Genomic DNA, 16,972 nt, shown 5'->3' on the forward strand with positions numbered 1-16,972 from the left:
TTACGAAATCATTATATCACATATATTAATTATATCAATTATATTTTTCAAAAAAATATTATCAGCCTTTTATCCCCGTGTTTGCCAAGCCCTGCACAATATATTTCTGTAAGAAAAAGAAGATCAGGAGCGCCGGCACAGTAAGCCCCAGACTCAGGGTAATGATTAATGGATAATTGACCAGGCCAACGGTTACGGACACAGAGGATAATCGGGTTATCGCGGAAGTAAGCATCTGCAGATTATCACTGGTCGTATAGAAGTAAGGCGTCAGAAAATCATTCCAGACTGTCAAAAATGTCGTAATTGCTATATATGCCATAATAGGAAGCTGCAAAGGAAATAAAATCTGGAAAATTAAACGGATCGTGCCGCAGCCATCAATTTTGGCCGCTTCATCCAATTCCACCGGCACCTTCTCCAAAGACTGCTTCACCAGGAAGGTACCCATGATGTTGATGGCCGGCCCGCCGATCAAATAGACCCACCAGGTATTCAGAATTCCGGTCCCTCCCGTAAAAATGTCATTGCCACCGGCAAATGGAAACCGGGCATATTCCAGATAGGTTGGAATAATAGCCATTGTCGCCGGAATCATCTGAGTAGCCAACAGGAGCAGGAACAGACCTTCCTTCCATTTGAAATGCAGCCGGGCGAACACATAACCGGCTAAGAATGAGGTCATAATTGCACAGAACGTCATATAAACCGCACGAAGTGCTGAGTTTCGGATGTAGAGCAGAATTTTAGCATCATTACTGCCCACGAACAGTGATTTATAATTTTGAAGCGTCGGGTTTTTCGGAACAGGAAATAGATCCAGTAGCGTGGAGGCAAACTCCACTTTATTAAAAAATGCGACCATAATCATAAAAATAAGCGGATACAGCAGAACAAGCCCTACTGCCAGCAGAATGATATGACCCAGTAAATGGCTCGGCTTAAACTGGCGCTTCAACCTTTGCGTGTATATATCGGACATTTCTTATTTCTCCTTTCTGTGCTTCTTGATAGGGATTGTGTTTTGTTTGTCCGAATTGGTGGACCAGCGGTAATAGAACACAGTAACCAAGATGACAACGGCCGCCATAATCACAGAGGAAGCGCCTGCCATTCCCATGTTGAAATCCCAAAATCCGTCCCTGTAAATCCGGAACACCAGAACCTCCGTTTGGCTGTATGGTCCACCATTGGTGATGAACAGCACCTGTTCATAAATCTGTATTGCCGCAATCACGCTTGTAATCACAATATAGGTTGCAATCGGTTTCAACGACGGCAGCGTAACAGCCTTCAGCTTCTGCCATCTTCCGGCTCCATCAATACCCGCTACTTCATACAGAACCGGGTCTACAGATTGAAGACCGGCCAGCCAGAGCAGAGCGGCAGCCCCTACACCCTTCCAGACGGAGTAGACCACAATCCAAAATATACCCCATCCTACCGAATACTGCCAAATGATCGGATCTTTACCCACGGCCTTCAGAATATTATTGATGACGCCATTGTTCGTATCCAGCAGCATGTTAAACACCTGAGTGGTGGCTACGGTTGAGGTCACTGCAGGAACATACCAAAGTGAGCGATATATCCCCTTGCCCATAAGCGGCATGTTCATTAGCATCGCCCCGCCGAACCCCGAGAGCAGGGTAACAGCCGTTACCAACACCCCAAGCCAGATAGAACGCCATAAAGCACCTGTATAGAGCGGATCTTTAAAGAAGGCGATGAAGTTATCAAACCACACAAATGTAGGTGTGTCATTTAGGCCCACCCAATGAAAAAATCCAAGAAAAAAACCAAAAACCGTCGGAAATCCAGAAACCAATAACCAAAAAGCAAACATTGGAATTAGAATGACAGCGGCGATTATCGCATCCTGATTTCTCTTTTTGCGCCGCTTTACTTTGGTTGAAGCTCCCAGCACCTGAGCAGTTCTCCCCATATCCGCTACCTCCATGTAACTATAAGATTAGACATAACACATCTGCAGACATTTCATGCCTCTAATATAATATATAATCAATATATTATATATGTCAATATAATTAAGATAATTATCCTACCACCAGTACATTGGACTTATTACGCGTAGATGTAATAAATAATAAAAAAACGCTCTACGAATTCCTTCGAAATTGAGCGTTAATGATTATTTGTTTTGTACTATAAAGAGCAGATTAGTTACGAAGGTATTTTGCAGTGGACTGGCGTTCAACAAGCTTTGGCTGCAACAGAATCTTATGATACTTATGATCCTGCTCGGCAGCCTTATCTGCAAGCAGTGTGGTCAGAATGCGCGCCGCTTCCTCACCCATAAGATCTTCTGACTGCGAGATATAAGATACAAAGCCGCTTTCATCCGTTCCCGGAGAGGGGTCGTCGAACGTCAGGATCGAGATATCCTCCGGCACTCTGAGCCCCAATTCCCGGCAAATAGCCATGAGATGAAGCCCCAGCCTGCTGTTCAAGGTAATGAAGGCAGTAGCCATGCGGTTCTTGATGAAGCGGTACAGCGGATGCTCAGGATCGACACCCTTGTACTCCACCAAAAAATCAGTAAGAATAAGCGAGGGATTGATCAGCGCTCCCTTCTGCTTCAGTCCTTCCATGTAGCCGCTGATCCGGTCCTCCACTGTAATCGTTGGAAATGGCGAATCGGAACAGATCGCGATGTCACGGTGCCCAAGATTCCACAGATAATCCACTGCCATTTCGCCGCCAACCAGACCGTCACAACGAACACTATTGGTCTCCACACCATGAAAATAACGGTCGATCAGAACGAATGGATATTTATTCTGCTTCAACGTCAGGACTTCCTCGTTGTAGGTTTCCGTATCGCAGGGGAAAATGATCAATCCTTCCACACCATCCCGAACAAGCTCTAGAATCGTAGCTTCCTCACGCTCAATCCTATTATAGGTCTGTACAATGCAGAGACTGTATTCACTCTTCTCCAGCACTCTATTAATTCCCTGAATGAGACGAAGCGAGAAGTAATCGATTAAATAGGGGACGATCAATCCAAGTCTTTTCGTCTTGTTCTCTGAAGCATTCCTCTCCATCTTATTTCCTAAATAACGACTCTTCGTATTAATCATAACCTCCGGAGCAGCCGGAGGCTTGCTGTCCTCTTCCGTCAAACTTTCTTCGGCTTCCTCCTGATTCCCTTGAACAAAACTCCCTCTACCGGGTACCCGGTAGATCCACCCATCCTTCGCCAATTGCATGAGCGCGTTGGCTACGGTAATACGGCTGACATCGAATTGCTCCATAAGTTCCTTCTCGGACGGAATTTTCTCACCCACCTTCAATTCCGAATTCGAGATCCGGTGGCGAAAATATTCTTGAATTTGTATATAAAGCGGCTGCCTTTCATTCTGCATAAATCATTTCTCCTCATAAACATTATATAAGGATATTATATCATTTATAGCATTTAGTCAAACACAGCCGCTTAAATTATTGGATAGGGACAAAAAAAAATGACCAATCCTGCTCTGAATCTAGGGCAGGATCGGCCGTCCAGGTTCATGGCAGCCGGTACGTAATGATCAGGCCCGGCCGGTTGGCCGTGTTGCCGTTGTTCGCGGATGCGAAATCCTTGGTTCCGGATGCGCTGTTCACAATATTCTCAAGCAGAACGAAGCCGTTGTTCGTCTTGGTGCCGTTTACCCAGCTTTGCACCAGATCCGTTACGTTAAACGTATACCATGCATTTTTGGTGCTGCTGACTGTTGTTTGATCAATCGTGGCAGTCCCATACCCCGGCTTGTTGTTCCAGTTAACGCCTGCCACGGACTGTCCGTCAATCCCCGTTCCCGTCCCTTCGCTCCAAGCAGCGGTTACTTCCTTTACACCCACAGTCTTTTTGACAGTTCCGTTACGCGTTCCGGTTAATTTTACACGCAGTTGCGCGCTGGTAATGATCGCACCAGACGGGATCGAGGACGGGATCGAGAAGCGGATTAACGCTTGTTTCTCGTCCGTGTCAGCACCTGAGTAGGAGGCAATCTCCAGCTCCCCGTTTGCTCCCGTGTTGCGGTCGGGATAATTCTCCAGCACATGCGCATCCCTCGTGTCGGTGTAGCCGGAAACACCTTGCTGTAGAGACACCGTCGTAAACGTATACGGACTCGCCGGCGCAACTGCCACATTGTCGAAAGTCGCGCTGCCGACCTTGCTGTTATCATGCGAGGTTACGGCCAATCCGACATAGATGGTGCCGGTCATTGATACCGTCACGGCGCTTCCGATCTGTGTCCATGAGCTGCCGCTTGCCGAAGCGAACGCCGTGAATGTATTGCCGCTCCGCACAAGTTTCACATAGTAGCCCGTTCCGCCGGATGCCTCGTCCGTATACCCTGTCGTATTGGATAAATTCTGGCCCGTCGCAGGGCGCCGCTGGAAGTTGATTCCGTGAGCAGGCGTGACGACGACATCGGCGAATTTGCTGCCTGGGTCGAGCGATTCGCGAATCATTATTCCTGCTTTTGCCCATTCACTCGTGTTGTCTTGGCTCTTGACCCGGGCTGTAATCGTCACGTCCCCCGCAACCGGCTTATACACGAAGCGGAACTGGTCGGCCGCCGTCCAGATGTCGAATCCGGATGCGCTCAGCGTGAACTGTCCGTTGCGGCTCCCCGCGCTGCCGCTCGCACCCACCGCGCCGATATCCTTGGATGCCCAGCCGGACTCCAGCGGCTCGCGCGAATTCAGATACGCGGCAAGCTGTGCCGGGCGATCTGTCTGAATGAAACCAGCCCCCCTGTTGATGACCCATCCCCAGCCACTGTCCGGATTGCTGACGGACATATCATCGGTGTGTCCGGCGTTAAGGGATGCCCATAAGGTATTAACGAAGACTCTTCTGCCTGCGTTAGCGATTTTATTCACTGTAGTACTGGAGATGACGGCGCTGGATTCGGATTCAAACACCAACTCGTACAGATCCGGGTTCGCACCGGCGATAAGTGCATCCAGATCGGAGAGGTTGTTGTCGGAATCCGTAATGACCGCCTGATACAGAGGACGCGGAGACTTCGAGTCGAGCCAGGAATCCACGACTGTATTAGAGGCCGTACTCTTGAACACCCCCTGGGCGGTCGTCCCGGTGCTGACCAGCACATTCCAGACATCGTCTCGAATATCCCAGCATTTGTCGAGGTTGACCAGCACCTTGCCCTTCGCAAGATTCATCGTTTCCTCAAGTGTCGGCACCGTCTCATTAGTCAGCGCTGCGCCCGATCCCCCCTGCCCTTCACGAAGCTTGAGTGCCTTGATCTGCGCGAGTGTCAGATTCATGACGTCGCCTGTACCGTTTGTTGTCCGATTCACGTCGGGATCGTGCATCAGCACGATCTTGCCGTCCGATGTCTTGCGAACATCGATTTCCACCATCTCGACGCCCATGTCAATGGCGGATTGAATGCCGGACAGCGAATTTTCCGGATGCCCGCGCCAATCGCCCTTGTGAGCGGCAATCATAACCGAACCATCCGGACTCAGCATCTGGGTCAGCAATGCAGGGGCGCTGAGCGCATCTGCTTTCGGTGCGCCAGTCCCCCCCCAGGCGGATGCAGCAATCAGCATGCTGCAAGCATAAAGGAACAGCTTGCGGGAAAACGAATTCTTTTTACGCGTCTTCATGAAAATTCCTCCTTTTGCTACACAAAATAGATACATTACAAAGCAACATTTACGCTTTTCCGGTCGCCGGACCGGCTTAGTCCAGCCTCTCCTGTCTTCTTGGCCGTCTCTGCCTCGCCTCCCTTCCGTTGTTCAACTCCCCAATACGCGTCCCGCCTCAACTCACAGCTGTCAGACTCTATGCCCACGCAAGATCAGGACTGAAAGGTACGGTTCACTTCGACATTCAGGAATCCCGGCTTGCCAGCAACCATCGAAGCAAGCTTCTCTTTGACTTCCCGTTTGCCATTCTTCACGACAAAGTCGATCTGGATGACCGATTCCGCTCTGCTGCGTTCCACCTTCATGGAATGGATTGCGATATGCTCGTCGGATAAAAACCGAAAAAAGGCTTCAATATCCCCATCCTCATCAAGCAGAATTGAATACTCCTCCTTGCGCCCCGCTCTCAACCATTTCTTCTCTATGATGTTCAGGATGAACAGACTGACAAATACGATAACGGTTGTCAGCGCCGACGCATAATAGAAGCCCGCGCCAGTTCCGATGCCGATAGCTGCGACCACCCACAGGGATGCGGCCGTTGTTAGACCCGAAACGTTGCCGCCATGCCGCATGATCGTACCTGCACCGAGGAATCCGATGCCGCTCACCACCTGCGCGGCCAGCCGTGCAGGGTCCATGCGGACATTGGTTTCGTAGGCAAATTGCGCGAAGCCGTAGATCGATGTCAGTGTGATGAGTGTCGAACCCACACAGACGAGAATATGCGTGCGGAAGCCAGCCGGATGTTGACCGCGCTCCCGCTCCCATCCGATAATGCCGCCCAGCAGGATAGAGATAAGAATCCGGAGGCTCAGCTCGTAGATGCTGATATGCCATAACTCCGGATGGTTCGTCAGCACCGTCATGCCCCTCCGCCGCCAGGCTCATGCTCGGGCAGCGAATCCCCCCGGGCAGCCCGGTGCGGTGCCCGCCAAGCTTCCAGCGGATTGAGCGATGCGGCAGCCGCCGCTTCATTGCCCGTCTCAAGCACCCAAATGAGCCGCTCTCCGTCCTCTCCTAGCTCAGCGGCAAGCTCGCGGTACGGAACTGTACCGCTGCCGACGGCCAGATGCTCATCCCGCTCGCCGTGGTTGTCGCCGATATGCATGCCGATCAGCAGAGGTTTGCACTTGCGCAGCTCGGCTATTGCCCGGCCCGGCCCGGCCCGCACAAATGCGCATGCCCGGCATCAAGCAGAATGCGCACTCGCGAGGTGCCTGCTGCGGCAATTGCTTCCAGCAGAAATCCGCAGTCCGAGCCGAAGCGGTCGGGGCGCGGCGGTACGTTCTCCAGCGCGAGCGGTATGCCTGCCTCGCCGCCCGTCTCATTAATCAGCCTTCTTAAGAACAATGCGCAAAGGGAAAGACAATCCGCACGCGCCGCCGCATAGCCGTCCGGATCGGTGGCGACATCCGGGATAGCACGTTTATACTCGCCTGGATGCAGCACTACGTAGGCGGCATCCAGCCTATGCGCGATGCCGATCGCCTGCTTCAGCGTTGCCAGACCCGCTTCGATCGTCTCAGGGTCGGACGCGCAGGCGTTTACCCCATGGATAGGAGCGTGCACCGACCAGGAGATGCCCTCTTCCCTGCTCCAGCGTTCAAGCTCTGTCCGCTGCGTCTCGCTCCAGTCAAGCAGCTCTCGGTGGCCGTCCTCGACCATAATCTCGATATGGCGCCAGCCCGAAGCGGTCAGCCGGTTCAACGCCTCCGTGAGCGGCAGGCCGATCCAGGTCAAAGTCGAAATGCTGTAATCCTTCTGTAGCCATTCAGCCATATTCGTTTCCTCCCACTTATACATTAATGTTTGTCTTCAATTTCCTCACTTGATGCCCGAACTGACGAAGCTGTTAATGAACTTCCGCTGGAAGAACAGGAAGCCGAGCAGCAGCGGTACGATAACGAGCAGCGTCGCCGCACTTGTGACCGACCACTGTGCGCCCGTCTCCGCAGCCTTGGCGAACAAGGCAAGCCCGACGGTGAGCGGACGGTTCTCCACCGAGTTCGTCACGATTAGCGGCCAGACGAAGTTATTCCAGTGATAGCTGACCGATACAAGACCAAACGAGAGGAGCACCGGACGCGCGAGCGGAAAATAGATCGTCCACAGAATACGCCACTTGGAGGCCCCTTCCATCTCTGCGGCCTCCTCGAGATCCGCAGGGATGGTCATAAAATACTGGCGCAGCAGGAAGATACCGAACGCGGAGCCGAAATAGGGAATCATGATTCCAAGCTTCGTATCGAGCAGCGACAGATCCTTCAGCACGGTATACAGCGGGAAGATAAGCACATCTACGGGAATCATGATTTGCACAAGAAAAATCAGAAAGACGACATTCTTACACGTGAAGTGCAGCCGGGCGAAAGCATAGGCGGCCATTGTCACCGTAATCAATTGAACGCCGAAAATGCCGACGACAATAATTAATGTATTGGTGAAATAGGTCGTAAAGGGAGCGGCTCCCCATACATACTTCAGATTTTCGAGCGTGAAGCGGAACGTGAAGCCCGCTGACAACGACAAGTCCTCCGGCCGGAAAGCCATGTATATAACCCATAGCAATGGGATTGCCCAGATGACCGCGATGATATAAATCAAGGCGGAGTAAGATATTTTGCCCAGTGTGGCCATATGTTCTGCCTCCTATCTGTAATGGATCTTTTTGTCCAGCCTGAACTGGAGGACGGTGATGAGCAGCATGAGTATGATCATGACGATCGTGGATGCCGCGGCGACGCCAAAGTCCCAGTAGGAAAACGCCTGCTGGTAGATATAGTAGAGCAGCAGATTGCTCGCATTGTTCGGCCCGCCCTGCGTCATGATAAACAATTGATCGATTGTCTTGAAGGCATTCGTCAAAGCAACGATCAGCACAAACAGCGTCGTCGGCATGAGCAGTGGAAAGGTGATTCGCCAAAAGGCCCGCCATTTGCTGACACCGTCTACCTGTGCCGCTTCATACAGATCATTAGGGATGTTCTGCAGACCTGCCAGATAGAAGATCATAAAGTAGCCGGCCTCCTTCCACACCATCATCACGATGAGCGCCAGCATTACCCATGTCTCTGAGCCAAGCCATGCGGTATAACCCGCATTAAGCGCATCCGACAGCCTGCTGAGCAGACCATATTCAGGCGTATAAATGAACAGCCACACATTGGCCAGAGCGATCATCGGAACGACATTGGGATAAAAAAAGGATACTCGCACAAACCCGCGGAATTTCAGCGCCCTGTTCGCGAACAGCGCGAAGATCAGCCCGAGCGCCAGCGCTCCGGGCACCGTACCGAGCATGTACCAGAAGTTATTGATCATCACTTTGTGGAACAGGGAATCCGAGAAAAGCTGCGAATAGTTATCCCAGCCCGCAAAAACAGGCTCGCGCACTGCCAGATTCTTCGTAAAAAAGCTCTGTACAACGGTGATTCCAATCGGGTAAAACGTAAACACAGCCAAAAACAGCAGGGATGGGGCCAGCAGTCCCCAAGCGAACGCCTCCGATCTCCATCTCTTGCTCAGCAAGCTAAACATGATGATTCCTCCATTCTTATCCTGTGAACCGTTCTATCAGTTTACCGGAATGACTCCAGTGCCTTATCAGCTTCCGCCTGCGCGTTCTTCAGCGCCTGGGACGGTGTTATCTTGCCGTGCAGCGCCGCCTGAATAGCGTCATTCAGCGCCGCTGTCACCTTGCCGCTGTTATGCGTCGACAGTTCGCCTTTTGCGTATTGGAGCTGGTCACGCGCCACAAGCGCAGCAGGGAACTCTTCCGTATATTTCTTCATGGTATCCGTCTCATAGGAAGACTTGCGGACGCCCACATAACCTGTGTCGATGCTCCACTGCGCCGCACGCTCCGGATCAGTCATGAATTTAATGAATTTCCAGGCTGCCTCCTGCCGTGCCTGGCTGATCCCTTTGAAAATATAAAGGTTGCCCCCGCCGGTCGGACTGCCGAACTGCTTATTCTGCGGAAGCATCGCCACCCCGAAATCAAACTTCGCATTCTGACGGACATTGGACAGATTGCCGGTCGTATGGAACATCATGGCCGTCGTCTGCTCCAGAAAGTCGGAAGGCGTCGTCGCCCATTCGATGACATTTTCCGGCATGGCCTTGTCTTTTTTGGACAAATCTACCCAATACTGAAGCGCCGCCACGTTCTCCGGCGTATCAAAGTACACTTCCTTGCCGTCCTGGCTCATCAAGTTTTTGCCGCTCTGAATCGCGAAGGCGGAGAACATCCATGTGGAGGAAGTCGGCGCGGACGATGGAATCTCAATCCCCCAGCGTCCGTCTTTGGTTAGCTGCTTAGCCATCTGCGCAAGCTCGTCCCAGGTGGTTGGCGGCTTTTCCGGATCGAGCCCGGCATCCTTGAAAGCATCCTTGTTGTAATAGAGCAAGACGTTGCTGCGCTGGAAGGGCAGGCTGTAAGTCTTTCCGTCAAGCTGCGAGTTTTCCATGAACGCCGGATAGAAGTCATCCAAGAAATCGTTTCCGCCGTCTTTGGCAATGAAGTCATTCAGCGGCATAATCGAGTCCATATCCATGAAGCTGAACAAATCGGCTGCGAGCAGCACCGCAACATCCGGCGGATTGCCGCCGGCTACGGCTGCCTGCGTCTTCAGTGTTGTGTCGCCGTAGGAACCGGTATAGACGGGCTTGACGATAATACCGGGATTCTCCTCCGTAAACTGCTCGGCCATGCTTTCGATCGTTGCGGTGAGCGCTCCACCGACCTGGATCGGATAATAGAAAGTAAGCTCGACCGGCTTGCCGGAGGCCTGCTCCGGAGCCGTGCTGGACGAAAGCGTTCCGCTTCCCGCTTCATTGTTGCCTCCGCAGCCGCCCACAATGGTAACGAGCGCCGCTAGCATAACAAACCTTTCGATTGATTTTTTCATTTTCATTCTTCTCCCCCTCGCTTTGGATATGTCTTCAGTATATTTGAATCCGCTTTCACAATATAATAGCACTGGTTTAAGATTTGGTACGGTTTTTTAACGGCATTTACAATTCTATTGTCTTTATTAGCGGAAATGGTAAGATCAAAATCAAAGTCTATGCATTGGGGGAATTCATATGCAAACGCTTTATAAGCTTTTTAGGTATAGACATTTTACACTATCCTCCAAAATCCTCCTTATTTTCATCCTCCTTATCTCTGTACCGCTCGGTGTGCAGGGAGTTGTGACGTTTCTTGATTTCTCCAAAACGATTGAGCGGAGAACAGCTGACTATGCCGTACAGATCGTCGTTCAAATCAACACAAGCCTGGATAAAGTATTCACTGAGGAAAAACAGCAGCTGTCCATGCTGCCGCTCTACAATCCGGAGATTGTCAGGCTGCTCAAAAAGTACGGAAATTCTGAATACGCAAACATTCATCCGACAGCGCAGGAACGGTCGCAAATCTTCCACTATCTGGCCGGCTCGTCCTTTTTCAGGCCGGAAATACGCGGAATTCACTTTATTACAAATAACGGCGATGTCTTCACGAATATGGACCCCTATCTGATCAAGCCTCATTATACCGGGGGGAAGCAGGCTTGGTTCCAAGAAGTGATTCACGCAAACGGAGCATGGTTGGCGCTGCCTCAGCACTATCCTGACTATCTGATCGAGACGAAGCCCAAACCCTATGTTTCGCTGGCGCGCGTTATTATCGAACCCGGCAGCATGGAGTCGCTCGGCATCGTCAAGGTTGACTTCAGGCTGGATGTTTTCGAACAGCTTGCCGTCAACTTCAAGTACGACGAGATCGGCAGCCTGCTTGTACTGAATGGAAACAAAGAGCTGTTTTATCAGCAGAATATTGACGGGCTGGCTATAGACGTGTCTGAGCTGCTGAAAGACTCCTCCTTTACCGCCGAAAGCGGGGTATCGAAGACGATGATTGGAGGCAAGACCTTTCTGATTGTGACCCATACCTCGAACCAGACTGGGCTCAAGGTGGTCAGTCTGATCCCGCGCCATAATCTGATCAAGGAGACACTGCCCTTGCGCAGGCTGTCCCTGTGGATCGGCGGCGTCTGCCTGCTTGCTGCGGTCTTAATGGCCTTTTACTTCTCCAACCGGATAAGCCGCCCCCTTACCGAGCTGCGCAACAAAATGAAGCTTGTGCAGCAAGGCGACTTCGAGCAAAGTCTACCCGCAACAAGCCGGGACGAGATCGGTCAGCTCGCCAGGGGCTTTAATCGCATGTCTTCGGAGATTGAGCGCCTGATGAGCGAGGTGTACGAGCTTGGAGTGAAGGAACGGGATACCGAGATCGCGGCGCTGCTGAGCCAGATGAATCCGCACTTTATGTATAACACGCTCGAGTCGATTAATATGAAGGCCATCCAGCTGCAGCAGTACGATATTTCAGATATGGTCTCTGCCTTGGGCAGCCTGCTGCGCTACACCATTGATACTCGTTCAAAGCTCGTTCCGCTGCATATGGAGCTTTCCTTTATCGAGTCCTATGTCTACATTCAGCAGCTCCGCTTTGGTACTCGCCTGCACGTCGTCATTGATGCCGATCCGGCGCTCGGGGGGGGCTATTCATTCCAAAGCTGCTGCTGCAGCCGCTCGTCGAGAACGCAATCTGTCACGGTATTGAGAACCAGCCCGAAGGCGGAAACGTGTGGATTTCGGCGTGCGGGGAGGGCGAGCAGCTTCTATTGACAGTCCGGGACGACGGTCCGGGATTGACGGCACAGGCACTTGCCCGGCTGCTAGACTCGCTAGGCGAGACGATTCAGAAGCCCCTGTCCTCCGCGCAGGAAGGACGGCGAAACGGAGTGGCACTCCGCAATCTCGATCAGCGGATCAAGCTGCTCTATGGTCAACCCTATGGCTTGCGGATAGAAATGACGCACAGTAAAGGAGCCTGCTTCACCATTGTGCTCCCAATCGGAAAGGAAGGGGATTCAATTGCGTAAAGTATTGGTCGTTGAAGATGAGGAGATCATTCGCAAAGGCATTGTTCAACTCGTGCATACCCTGCCGGGTGAATACGCGGTGACAGAAAAGGAGCATGGCAAAGCGGCACTAGAGCATCTGCATGCGAATGTGCCTGATCTGATCATCTCCGATATTCGGATGCGGGAAATGGATGGGTTGACTTTCTTGCGCAGAGCCAAGGCCCTTTACCCTTCCGTTCCTTTAATGATCATTAGCGGCTACGGGGATTTCGAGTATGCTCAGCAGGCTATCCGTATCGGTGTCGGCGAGTTCATGCTGAAGCCGGTAAACCGCAAAGCGTTCCTTCTGGCACTTGAGCGTCTGCTTGACCGGAGCACACCTGTGCCACAGATCCAGAGCGAAACGTCCGGACAAGCCATTATGTTTGAGGAGGGTGCATCGCAGCATGGCGACAAGCATGTCATCACTGCAATTAAATCCTATATCGCAGACAATCTGGACGGTGATCTTACGCTGCAGAGTCTGGCGGAGCTAGTCCATCTGCATCCGGCCTACATCAGTCGTCTGTTCAAACAGTGTACGGAAACAATGGTTTCCGAGTATATTACACAAGCGAGAATAGAGCGGGCCAAGTATCTGCTGTCACAGACGCCGCTCAAAATCTACGATGTCGCTAGCATATGCGGCTACCAGAGTCCGAAGCACTTCATGCTCGTCTTCAAGCAGCAGACAGGACAAACGCCGGGTGCGTTCCGCAACAATTACGACAACAGCCTCAGCCTGACAATAGGCAAGCAGGAGAATCACTAGCCTGGTTAGTGTTGCAAATGATATGGTTAATCATAAATGATATAAAAGTATTATTGACTAATATGTTATTTATATTTATTATTAATACCGTGAGCATGAGTGTGCATGTTCCGACTTCCTGGAGAGGAGTGTTTACACTTTCAATTCAGCATCATGTAAACGGATTCAAAAAATTGAAGGGAGTTTGATTATGCCAAAAAAGGGATTTAGAAATAGGCTTCTCTCAGTCTTCACCATCATACTTGCGGGTACGGGAATATTCGCCAGCGCTTCCCCCGTTTCCGCCGCCGTCACCTGGCCTTCATCACAAATACTGCCGACCTTATCCGCACCGGCATCTACGCTGGATGCTATAGGTCTTAAGACTGATTACTCCTACGGTGCAACAGGATCGCAAATCCAGCATGAGACGGGCCTAGCAGCAACGAAGGATCATCAGGATTACTGGGCAGCCCGCACCTCTATGGACACACCCAACAAGCTGATCGCTTACGGGCCCTATGCTACGGACATTCCGACCGGCATCAATACAGCCTTTTACAATTTGCTCGTGGACAACAATACGGCCAACAACGATAATGTCGTCACGATCGACGTATACGATTATACAGCCAATCAGATTCTCGCAACCCGCACGCTCACCCGCCAGGAATGGACTTCTGCAGGGTCCTTCCAGCGCTTCGAGTTAACCTACACCAACGCCACGGCCGGGCATGCGCTTGAGTTCAGGGTCCGCTGGCTGGGCACCTCCTATGTCGGTCTGTCCAGCGTTGGATCTTCACCGCGCAGTCTGGTAGATGCGTCCAACCTATTCACCTCCCTGAAGGGGCTGCTGGCTAAATCCCAGCCGCGTATTTACACACTCGGCGAGGAAGAGGGGAGCCACACCTGGGCGAACTCGCTGGGACTCGGGTATACAGATGTCGCAGACAAATGGTCGCTTCTAACCAAATATCGCAATGAGATCAGCGGCATTGTTGTCTACGATTACAATGTGCCGGACACGCTTAATCTCGCAGCCACAATTGCCTCTGTACAAAATGGTATCGTAGCGGGTCCTGAGCTGGTCCAGAAGCTGACGTCCGCCCCCTACAACCTGCCGATTCTCGAAGATCTGAGGAATGACTTCACGACCAAGATCCAGGTCTACGAATACTTGAAAGCTAATTACTGGCCGCAAACAACGCATCGGGTGCTGGTCGGCCTCGATCCGAAGCTGCCGGGACATTTGAGAGACTATGCCGCCGCCATGGGAGCCTCCGTCGTTTGGCTCGACCCGAGAATACCCGCAGAGGATGCCCTGCTGCGCCAATTCTTAGCCGATATGCCTGCCGGCACCGTATACATGGGCTGGTGGCCGGATGAAGCCTCCGGTGTGCAGCGTGTATCGGAATACGGCATATCAACGGTTGCCGCCGATTATTCCAACAATTTAACGGTGTTTGCCGGCACATCGCGTACCGTCACCGTCAAGCCCACGCCGAACAAAATACCGCTGGAAAATAAAATCTACGTTTCCTTGATCATGAGCGACGGCGACAACCTGCAATACATGGAACGCCGCTTCCGCAATCTCTGGGACAGTGCCAGCCGTGGTACCGTGCCGTTGGGCTGGACTATCTCACCTGCGATGCTCGATGCAATGCCCGGCGTGCTTGACTATTATTACAACACAGCCACAGAGAATGACGCTTTCATCTCAGGGCCGAGTGGCATCGGATATACCTATCCGAATTTCTGGAGCAACCAGGCCTACCTTGACCAGTTCATAGCCCAATCCGATGATTACATGAAGCGCAGCGGCCTGAAGGTGGCCACAATCTGGAATTTCATCAACGGTGGCATAAATGGCAACGTCGGCAACAGTTTTGCCAACAATGCTCCTTCCCTGCTTGGGCTTACCACGCAGCAAAGCGGAGGTGGCATTGACATTTACAATAGTTTGCTGCCTGCACAAGGTCTCAACGTAAACTATGGCGACTCTGCAAACGCATTAATCCACGAGATCAATCAGGGAATCGCTAGCTGGAACGGCCAGTCGCCGCGTTTCCTTTCCATTCAGGCGAATCCATGGCAGACCAACTACGAGGATCTTGTCACCACAGTAAATAGCTTTTCATCCAATCCAAATGTCGTCTTTGTCCGTACCGATACTTATTTCCAATTAATGAGGGAACAGAATGGTTTGCCGGTTGATCCGGACACACTCGTCGCGCGCCTGGAAGCCGAGAATACGAGCTATGCCGTTTCCCCGTTCAGCCATAGTGTCGGTCGCGCGGAAGACAATGGCTGGACAGCAAACGTTGCTCAGGACAGTCCCGGCTTTATGCTCTGGGGACCGTATGCTTCTACTTATCCTGCAGGCAAGCTGACGGCAACTTACCGGATCAAAATAGATTCACTGGCCGGCAACAACGACAAAGTCCTCACCCTTGATGTGCGGGACAACACAACTGGCGCAGTGCTCACATCGTACGATGTGTATCGCAGCCAGTTCAAGGCAAGCGGCCTACACCAGGATTTCAGTCTGGCATTCAATAATACCACCGGTCACGAGCTTGAGCTCAGAGCCTACTATCACGACAACTCCGCTGTGAATATCGACAAGGTAACGATTACGAAGAACATCGGCAAATACGAAGCTGAAGGCTCCGTAATCAGCCATACCATCGGACGCGCAGTTGAAGGTGGCTGGCAGGCGGACCCAGCACAGGACAACAGCGGCTTTATGCTGTATGGCCCTTATGATGCCAACGTTCCTGCAGGTGCACACAAGATCACCTTCCGCATGAAGGTGAACAACAACAGCACCGACAATGATGTAGTCGCCACAATCGACGTCCGGGATGCGACTACCGGCGAGACCATCATTCAGAGACAGCTTACCCGCCAACAGTTCTCAGCCGCCAATCAATATCAGGATTTCACCCTGGATTTCAACCATACCCAGCCCGGACATAAGCTTGAGTACCGCGTGCGCTTCGAGGACAAGGCGACCTTGACGATCGACAGCGTGATCAATAATTAATATCCGTAAACGGGCAAAACCATAACAGACGGGATGAGGCGGCTTCAACCGCTTCACCCCGTCTGTTTTTGCCGATATGCAACTGTTCCCTGTGAGTCAGTACCTGTCCGGCTTGCAAACACCAATATGCCTTGATTCCCGCCTGCAGGCGAATCAAAGCCTCCAGATCGTAATAATCTCCCCAGTTCATATGTCCATCCGGCACTCGGCACGAATAGCCCAAAAAGGATATCGTTCTGAAAATGGCCCGGGATCAGGAATATCCAATAAAGCCAGCCCCCATAATCTTTCCGGCAGTAGTGACGCCATTTCAAATGATATTAGAAACAAACCCGTTGAGAAAGCGGCTATGCTGTGTGCCCTTTCCATCTTGATTATAGACCTAATGTACTATCTTTTAAGACGGATAGCATAACCCGTAATATACCTTAATATAAATCTATATTTGCATTTACCTCTCTATTCTGACTAAGGAGGTGCCCCTGACTAACCCGTTCATCCTCTCAATTTCCGAAACAAATC

14 protein-coding genes are annotated in these 16,972 nt (G+C 51.6%); 4 read left to right on the forward strand and 10 right to left on the reverse strand.

The window, feature by feature from the left end:
* Positions 1-61: 61 nt before the first annotated feature.
* From NSU15_RS22210 to NSU15_RS22250, 9 genes are all read right to left on the reverse strand, one after another.
* The gene (locus NSU15_RS22210; protein ID WP_042130089.1) at positions 62-982 is read right to left on the reverse strand and encodes a carbohydrate ABC transporter permease; all 921 of its coding nucleotides are present in this window, start codon (positions 980-982) and stop codon (positions 62-64) included.
* Positions 983-985: 3 nt separating this feature from the next.
* Positions 986-1,945: a sugar ABC transporter permease gene (locus NSU15_RS22215; protein WP_042130092.1), complete on the reverse strand. Its 960-nt coding sequence runs from the start codon at positions 1,943-1,945 to the stop codon at positions 986-988.
* A 235-nt stretch (positions 1,946-2,180) separates the two neighbouring features.
* Positions 2,181-3,389, reverse strand: a complete 1,209-nt coding sequence (locus NSU15_RS22220; RefSeq protein ID WP_042130094.1) for a GntR family transcriptional regulator — start codon at positions 3,387-3,389, stop codon at positions 2,181-2,183.
* 145 nt (positions 3,390-3,534) lie between these two features.
* Positions 3,535-5,652 (reverse strand): DNRLRE domain-containing protein, encoded by a 2,118-nt coding sequence (locus tag NSU15_RS22225; RefSeq protein WP_052414685.1) that lies wholly within the window; start codon positions 5,650-5,652, stop codon positions 3,535-3,537.
* Between the two features lie 194 nt (positions 5,653-5,846).
* Positions 5,847-6,563 (reverse strand): MgtC/SapB family protein, encoded by a 717-nt coding sequence (locus NSU15_RS22230; RefSeq protein WP_081389062.1) that lies wholly within the window; start codon positions 6,561-6,563, stop codon positions 5,847-5,849.
* Positions 6,564-6,840: 277 nt separating this feature from the next.
* Entirely contained in the window at positions 6,841-7,476 is a 636-nt protein-coding gene (locus tag NSU15_RS22235; RefSeq protein ID WP_052414688.1) for a TIM barrel protein, read from the reverse strand.
* 45 nt (positions 7,477-7,521) lie between these two features.
* Entirely contained in the window at positions 7,522-8,334 is an 813-nt protein-coding gene (locus tag NSU15_RS22240) for a carbohydrate ABC transporter permease (protein ID WP_042130096.1), read from the reverse strand.
* Positions 8,335-8,346: 12 nt separating this feature from the next.
* Positions 8,347-9,234 carry a sugar ABC transporter permease gene (locus NSU15_RS22245; protein ID WP_042130098.1) on the reverse strand — a complete coding sequence of 296 codons (888 nt, stop codon included), beginning with the start codon at positions 9,232-9,234 and terminating at the stop codon, positions 8,347-8,349.
* Between the two features lie 41 nt (positions 9,235-9,275).
* Positions 9,276-10,607: an ABC transporter substrate-binding protein gene (locus NSU15_RS22250; RefSeq protein ID WP_042132371.1), complete on the reverse strand. Its 1,332-nt coding sequence runs from the start codon at positions 10,605-10,607 to the stop codon at positions 9,276-9,278.
* 178 nt (positions 10,608-10,785) lie between these two features.
* Here NSU15_RS22250 and NSU15_RS22255 point away from each other — a divergent pair, with 178 nt between their 5' ends.
* From NSU15_RS22255 to NSU15_RS22270, 4 genes are all read left to right on the forward strand, one after another.
* Entirely contained in the window at positions 10,786-12,372 is a 1,587-nt protein-coding gene (locus tag NSU15_RS22255) for a sensor histidine kinase (protein WP_081389717.1), read from the forward strand.
* Positions 12,303-12,629, forward strand: coding sequence for an ATP-binding protein (locus tag NSU15_RS22260; RefSeq protein WP_249923480.1), 327 nt, complete (start codon positions 12,303-12,305; stop codon positions 12,627-12,629). Before NSU15_RS22255 ends, NSU15_RS22260 begins: the two co-directional genes overlap by 70 nt.
* Positions 12,622-13,422 (forward strand): response regulator, encoded by an 801-nt coding sequence (locus NSU15_RS22265; protein ID WP_042130102.1) that lies wholly within the window; start codon positions 12,622-12,624, stop codon positions 13,420-13,422. The genes NSU15_RS22260 and NSU15_RS22265 overlap by 8 nt, the downstream gene beginning before the upstream one ends.
* A 190-nt stretch (positions 13,423-13,612) precedes the next feature.
* Positions 13,613-16,450 carry a GxGYxYP domain-containing protein gene (locus NSU15_RS22270; protein WP_052414689.1) on the forward strand — a complete coding sequence of 946 codons (2,838 nt, stop codon included), beginning with the start codon at positions 13,613-13,615 and terminating at the stop codon, positions 16,448-16,450.
* On the opposite strand, the gene NSU15_RS22275 is transcribed toward NSU15_RS22270, so the two are convergent.
* Positions 16,440-16,655, reverse strand: a complete 216-nt coding sequence (locus tag NSU15_RS22275; RefSeq protein ID WP_231573871.1) for a hypothetical protein — start codon at positions 16,653-16,655, stop codon at positions 16,440-16,442. The two genes, NSU15_RS22270 and NSU15_RS22275, sit on opposite strands and share 11 nt — an antisense overlap.
* Positions 16,656-16,972 lie beyond the last annotated feature (317 nt).

The sequence above is a fragment of the Paenibacillus sp. FSL E2-0201 genome, from assembly GCF_037963325.1.
Classification (GTDB): Bacteria; Bacillota; Bacilli; order Paenibacillales; family Paenibacillaceae; genus Paenibacillus_AQ.